This is a genomic window from Rothia amarae (genome assembly GCF_042677725.1).
Lineage (GTDB): Bacteria > Actinomycetota > Actinomycetes > Actinomycetales > Micrococcaceae > Rothia > Rothia amarae.
Genome location: NZ_JBHUCN010000014.1, coordinates 154,230 through 160,997, shown reverse-complemented (window position 1 = coordinate 160,997; position 6,768 = coordinate 154,230). Strand labels below are relative to the sequence as shown.

Genomic DNA, 6,768 nt, shown 5'->3' with positions numbered 1-6,768 from the left:
CTGATCTCAAAATAAAAACGAAACAATGATTCAAACGCCACACGGGGTACGGTGACTCATCACTACTTCAAGCTGTCATTCTGATAACCAAAAGGTATTCAAAAATACATATAAATATTTGGTATCAGTTTCAGTCAATAAGCCTCCCCAATATTTATGAGAAAAAGAGGCCATTTATTGAACAAAGCACACTATTGAGTTCTCAAACAACAAACCACACGAACCAATCACACCACTCATACCGTGGCAACTGCAGAACGTCAGTCAACATCTTGTTTACATTTTTCGCTACCCTCATCGGGGCAACTCGTCTAGCTTACCAGGTGTCCAGCGACCATGCAACACGAACAACCGTGAAACACACCACATTCTTTCAATCAGAGCAACCAGCAAAACCAGTCACAAACCCGAAGAAAAACACCCTATAAACTTATCCGAATCACCGCCTGACTAGGAGTTTCTTTCACTCCCTCGCCCCGGCGACTCGTACTACTTTACACACTCCACAACACCCCCGCAACTCCAGTTTGATAGAGCTGGCTCACATAACTGTCGTTTATTGAATACTCATCTTTCTAACGAGAGATGTTTTACCTAGTAAATCATGGGTTTTCAACGTCTATTAGACAACACTGTGGTGTATATCAGTAATCTGTTTCACTCAAAATACCTTGATATTCCTAATAAAAAAGAAGAAATCAGACCTGAAGGTCTGATTTCGGCTTTTCACAGCGTATAGAGAGCTAGAACGGTTAGGAATTCCGAACTTCTACTACTGCCATGTTCTTCTTTCCTCGACGAACTACCGCATACTTGCCATGAAGTAGCTCAGGAGCTGCAATGGCAGAATCCTCGCCCTGCACCTTTACGTTGTTGGCTGAAGCACCACCCTCTTTCAAAGTTCGTCGTGCTGCTGACTTCGATTCAGAAAGACCAGTCTCGGTCAAAACCGTAATCATATCTAGCTGGTCCGGAGTCACTACAGCATGCGGTAACTCAGCTGTTGCAGCAACCAGAGTGTCCTCATCCAAATCTGCCAATTGTCCCTTACCAAAGAGTGCCTCTGAAGCAGCAATAACCTTTTCAGTTGCTTCCACGCCGTGGACCAAAGCGGTTACTTCGTAGGCCAAAGTCTTCTGACCCAAACGCTTGTAAGGTTCCTCTTCAACTGACTTCTGGATTTCAGCAATCTCATCACGAGTCTTGAAGGTGAAGACTTTAAAGCGATCAGCGACGTCGGCGTCGGCAGTATTGAGCCAGAACTGGTAGAAGGCATAGGGGGTGCACATCTGCGGATCAAGCCAGATGGCGTTGCCCTCAGACTTACCAAACTTAGTCCCATCAGAATTAGTGATGAGTGGTGTCCCCAATGCATGAACGTGCGCACCTTCGACCTTACGAACCAGCTCAGTACCGGAGGTAAGGTTGCCCCACTGATCCGAGCCACCACACTGCAAAGTAACTCCGTACCGGCGATTAAGTTCTAAGTAATCGTTACCCTGCAGAATTTGATAAGAGAACTCAGTGTAAGAAATACCCTCATCAGAGTTCAGGCGCTTTGCCACAATCTCTTTTTTCACCATGGTTCCCACACGGAAGTTCTTACCAATCTCCCGCAAGAAATCAATAGCCGATAGCTCCGACGTCCACTCCAAGTTATTCACCATTTGAGCAGCATGGTCGCCCTTGAAATCAAGGAAGCGCTCAATTTGACCGCGCAGTTTTTCGACCCACCCCTCAACTACATCACGAGAATTAAGAACTCGCTCTGATGTCTGGCGAGGATCACCAATCAAACCGGTGGCACCACCCACCAGCCCGAAGGGATTATGACCAGCCAGCTGAAGACGACGCATCGTCAGCAACTGCACCAAATGACCCAAATGAAGTGAAGCCGCCGTGGGATCATACCCAATATAGAAGTTCACCGATTCTTCAGAAAGAGCCTTTTCCAGTGCAGCTTCATCGGTACTCACATGCACCAGACCGCGCCACTTGAGTTCCTGCCAGATGTTCTCGAAAGAATCATCATTGTGCTGCGTTTCAAGAATGCTGGTTGACACTCTTTCTCCATTCATTAGCATTACGTGCTTACTTCATTACTAAGGTACAAACTACCAGGTCGCTATCACTAGCGGTCTGAGCCGCTAAGACTCTAATCCTGAGGGAAATTCCTCGGCCCCAATCAGGTACAGGCGCTGAGTCGGACGAGTCATCGAAACATACAAGTCTCCAATAGAGCCATTAGCTGCCCTCACTAAATCATTGGGTTCGACGATAATAACCACATCAAACTCAAGCCCTTTTGCCTCCCAAGGAGTGAGTACCAAAATCTGATTTTCCAAGGCGGTCTGCGATGTACCGGTCTTATCCCGATGTGCTCGTGCTACCGCATTAGCCACCTGAGCAAATTTTTTTGGAGCAGCAATGACACCGATCAAGCCTCCGGCAGCAAACCGAACTTCTTCCGTTACCTTATCCACAACAGTAGAGATAAGATCTTCAGATTCAACATGTATAAGGAAGGGTGGCCACTCCCCCTCTCGAACAGCTCGCGGGGCTGATACATCTTGACCAGCCGCCTGCGCCACGGCAACAGCCGCATCAGAAATCTGAGCGGGGGTTCGATAATTGACGCTGAGCGTATCTAATTCGAAACGCTCCCCCACGAACGGCTCCAACGCGTCCTGCCAAGAATGAGAAGCAGCTGCTGAAGACGCCTGAGCAATGTCTCCGACAATAGTGAAAGACTTCATGGGACAACGACGGAAGAGAAGCCGCCACTGCATCGGTGAGAGTTCTTGAGCCTCATCGACCACCACATGCCCATACGCCCAGGTGCGATCTGACTTAGCTGCCTGAGCCGCCGTCATGCGCTGAGCACCCGTCTCGTTATAAAAAGCAATTTGCTCGGCGGTAATCACACCATCGACGCCAAAATCTTCTAGCTCATAATGCACATTTTCCAGCGCTTTGCGAGCATTCTCAAGGTTCGCTTTATGCTCCGCCGCCGCGCGAGCGGCTGCCGCAGCACCGGTAATCTTTCCAAAATCACCGAGCAATTCAGCAGCTTCATCAAGCAGCGGAACATCCGCCTCGGTGAAAGGAGCAGACGCAGGGCGGACCAACAAATCACGCTCCGCGTCAGTAAACTCCCGCAACGCCGAATCTAAATACTCGCGTTTGGAAAATAGCGAGCGTAATAGAGTCTCCGGAGAGATAGGCATCCACGCCAGATTCAAAGCCCGACGCACATCCATTGATTCACGGACATCGTCCTCAATATGCGGCCGATCTACCTGCCTGCCAGCAGCCTCATCCAGTTTTTCGTTCAGTTGCTGACCCAAGTCCCGGATCAGAATTTTCACAAAAGTCTCGCGTGCCTCATTATGGGGCTTTCCGGTTGAACGTGCTTTCTCCCGCGCATAATCAACCATTTTTGGAGTGAGCATGAGTTCGGTGGAATCTACCGTCAATCGCGTCGGTTCCTTGATGCGCTTTTCGCGGTCTTTCACCGCACGCTTGATAGCACGAACCATCCGAAGATCGCCTTTGAGTCTGGCGACCTGCGGATCGTTCTCTGGAACCGCGCGCAAACCCGGGTAAAGCGACGCCAGGGATGTCATCACAACGCCAGTCTCGCCCAAGGACGGCAGAACACGCTCGATGTACCACATGAACGAAGCGCTAGGTCCGACGACCAAAACACCAGCTTTGTTCAACCGCTCACGAAAGGTATAGAGCAAATAGGCCGCACGATGCAAAGCAACCGCCGTCTTACCCGTACCCGGGCCGCCCTGAACAACGCGGACACCAGGCAAATCAGCGCGAATAATCTTGTCCTGCTCCGCCTGAATAGTTGCAACGATATCGCCCATACGACCGGTACGCTTGCGATTGAGCGCAGCGAGAAGAGCGCCCTCGCCGTGCAAATTGTCCTCAGTATCAAGCATAGTGGAATCAAGAACATCATCTTCGATTCCCACCACATTGCGCTTTTCCAGCATCAAATGACGGCGGCGGCGGACATTCTGCCGGTCAAAAGCCGTTGCCTGATAAAAAGTGCCAGCCTCCGGCGCGCGCCAGTCAATGAGAAGACGCTCGTGTTCTTCGGTGGCCAAACCGATACGCCCGATGTATCGGGTCGTTTCATCGTCAAGATCGAGCCGACCAAACGCTAACCGGTGGTCTACTGCGTTGAGCTGCGCCAACCTATCCTCGTAGTGGCTGGCATACGCGTCTCGCTCCGAACGATTCTGGTGCGTGCCGATTGTTTGCGAACGCCGAATATTTTTGAGCTTGGCATCGGTATCTTCACGCATCTCATCCAGGCGTAAATACAACCGATTGACGTAGTCCCGCTCCAACTGCAATGCCTGAGCATAAGCGGCCTCAGCAGCTTCAGAATCAACCGGGGATACCGGACCTCGAGCATTCTCCGAATTATGATCAGTCACGCACGTTTCTTTCTCTAAATTTAAAACTGAGACGTTCTAGTTTACGCGTCAAAAGGCCGCTTGGAAATAGGGCGGGTACCCTTCAAAAGTTAAGGGTGGGAAAACTTATTCAGAGACAATAGATAAAGACTCAACCAGATGCGGTCCAATCGCTTCACGGCCACCTAGCCCCTCTAACTCAAGGAGTACTCCCACACCCGCGACTTTCAGTTGCGCTTGATCCATAAGGTTCACTGCAGCAGCAAGGGTACCGCCGGTTGCCAGCAAATCATCCACAATCAAAACGCGCGTACCGGCTGGGATATCATCCCGGTGAATCTCGATTGCAGCTGAACCGTATTCCAGCTCGTACTCCTTGGTATAGGTATCGCGAGGGAGCTTACCTGCCTTGCGAACAGTCATTACACCGGTTCCTGCACTATAGGCAATAGCAGAAGCAAGCAGGAATCCACGAGCCTCCACACCGGCTACGATGTCAAAAGTTCCCGCGAACCGTTCGGTCAGTTCATCGATACAGCGGCGGAATACCTGCGGATTAGCAAAGAGAGTAGTGACGTCGTAGAACAAGATCCCCGGCTTAGGAAAGTCCTGAATTTGCGCGCACGCTGCGGGCACGGCGTCTTGAATGGAAAGGTTTTGAAGGTCTGCTGAAATCATCGCGGGTAAAACTTTCACACCGAAAAACGGTGATTGCTTTTATAAATGGTCAAAGAATCCTTCAAAAATTATACGCGCAGCAGGAGCCTGCGAGCTCGGAACAATCTCTGACACGCAAAACCCGCCTGCTCTCCGAGAAGAACAGGCGGGCCTTAGAAATGAGTTAGCTATTGACTATTGCAGGTCGCTCGGCAAAATCTTTAAGTTCTGCCAGTACCTTCTTCAACGCCGTTAGTTGCTCTGCCACTGCGCTAGGAGAAGTACCTCCCTGAGCAGAACGAGAATTCAAAGAACCCTCAACGGTCAAGACCTCGCGAACCTGCGGGGTCAGATGCTCAGAGATTGAAGCGAAATCTTCATCTGAAAGATCCCACAGTTCGCAGTTCTTTTCTTCGCAAACACGAACTGCTTCACCGGCAAGTTCGTGAGCCACGCGGAAAGGTACGCCTTGGCGAACCAACCACTCGGCAATATCGGTTGCCAGTGCAAACCCCTGGGGTGCTAGCTCAGCTAAACGCTCAGTATTGAAGGTGAGAGTGGACGTCATGCCAGACATTGCCGGTAAAAGAACTTCCAGCTGATCAATAGCATCGAAAACCGGCTCTTTATCTTCCTGCAAATCGCGGTTATAAGCCAGCGGAAGAGCCTTCAGAGTTGCAAGCAATCCTGATAAATCGCCAATGAGTCGACCGGCTTTACCGCGAGCAAGCTCTGCGATATCAGGATTCTTTTTCTGCGGCATAATCGAGGAACCGGTCGAGAACGAATCGTGCAACTTCACAAAGGAGAACTCCTTGGTTGCCCACAGAATCACTTCTTCGGCAAATCGAGAAAGATCCACAGCAATCATGGCCGCTACCCAAGCAAACTCGGCATAAACGTCCCGAGCAGCCGTGCCGTCGATCGAATTAAAAGTCGCTGATTCAAAACCCAATTCCGCAGCTACAGCCTCCGGATCAAGACCCAAGGAGGAGCCAGCCAACGCGCCAGAGCCATAGGGCGAAACCGCAGCACGCGCGTCCCAATCACGCAATCGCTCCACGTCTCGGCTCAATGCCCAGGCATGCGCCAGCAACTGATGGGACAAAAGGATAGGTTGAGCGTGCTGCAAATGAGTACGCCCAGGCATCGGCGCATAAGGATGAGCCTCAGCCTGTTCAACCAGTGCATCAATCATGTCTAAGACGCCAGAAGCGATGATGGAGGCATGATCGCGCAGATACATGCGCCCCAAGGTGGCAATCTGATCATTACGCGAACGACCAGCGCGTAATTTGCCGCCCAGCTCAGCCCCCCCACGTTCGATGAGACCTTTCTCCAATGATCCGTGCACATCTTCATCTGAGTCTGCCGGAGTGTAAGAACCATCGCGAACATCAGCTTCCAGCTGATCCAGGGCAGAAATCATCCCCGAAAGCTCAGTGTCGGTAAGCAAACCAGCTTGGTGGAGCACGCGAGCATGAGCCCGTGAACCGGCGATATCGTAAGGCGCCAGCCGCCAGTCAAACTGGGTAGATTTCGACAACGCAGCTAAAGCATCCGAAGGGCCGCCGGCAAACCGACCGCCCCACAAAGCACCAGAATTTGTGCCATGTTTTTCATGAGAAGACATACAAAGACCCTAAAAACTTGGAGAAAAAACCACTAGAAATTA

At 50.8% G+C, this 6,768-nt stretch carries 4 protein-coding genes; all 4 read right to left on the bottom strand.

Translation table 11 applies throughout. The features are described 5' to 3' along the window. Positions 1 to 752: 752 nt before the first annotated feature. Positions 753 to 2,063 carry a tyrosine--tRNA ligase gene (gene tyrS / locus ACFR81_RS09705; protein WP_343875575.1) on the bottom strand — a complete coding sequence of 437 codons (1,311 nt, stop codon included), beginning with the start codon at positions 2,061 to 2,063 and terminating at the stop codon, positions 753 to 755. An 84-nt stretch (positions 2,064 to 2,147) separates the two neighbouring features. Beyond that, positions 2,148 to 4,457 carry a HelD family protein gene (locus ACFR81_RS09700; RefSeq protein WP_377148845.1) on the bottom strand — a complete coding sequence of 770 codons (2,310 nt, stop codon included), beginning with the start codon at positions 4,455 to 4,457 and terminating at the stop codon, positions 2,148 to 2,150. A gap of 105 nt (positions 4,458 to 4,562) precedes the next feature. Then, entirely contained in the window at positions 4,563 to 5,114 is a 552-nt protein-coding gene (locus ACFR81_RS09695; RefSeq protein ID WP_068168148.1) for an adenine phosphoribosyltransferase, read from the bottom strand. A gap of 163 nt (positions 5,115 to 5,277) precedes the next feature. Then, complete coding sequence (gene argH, locus ACFR81_RS09690; RefSeq protein WP_343875578.1) at positions 5,278 to 6,726, bottom strand: argininosuccinate lyase; 1,449 nt, start codon at positions 6,724 to 6,726, stop codon at positions 5,278 to 5,280. Positions 6,727 to 6,768: the final 42 nt, after the last annotated feature.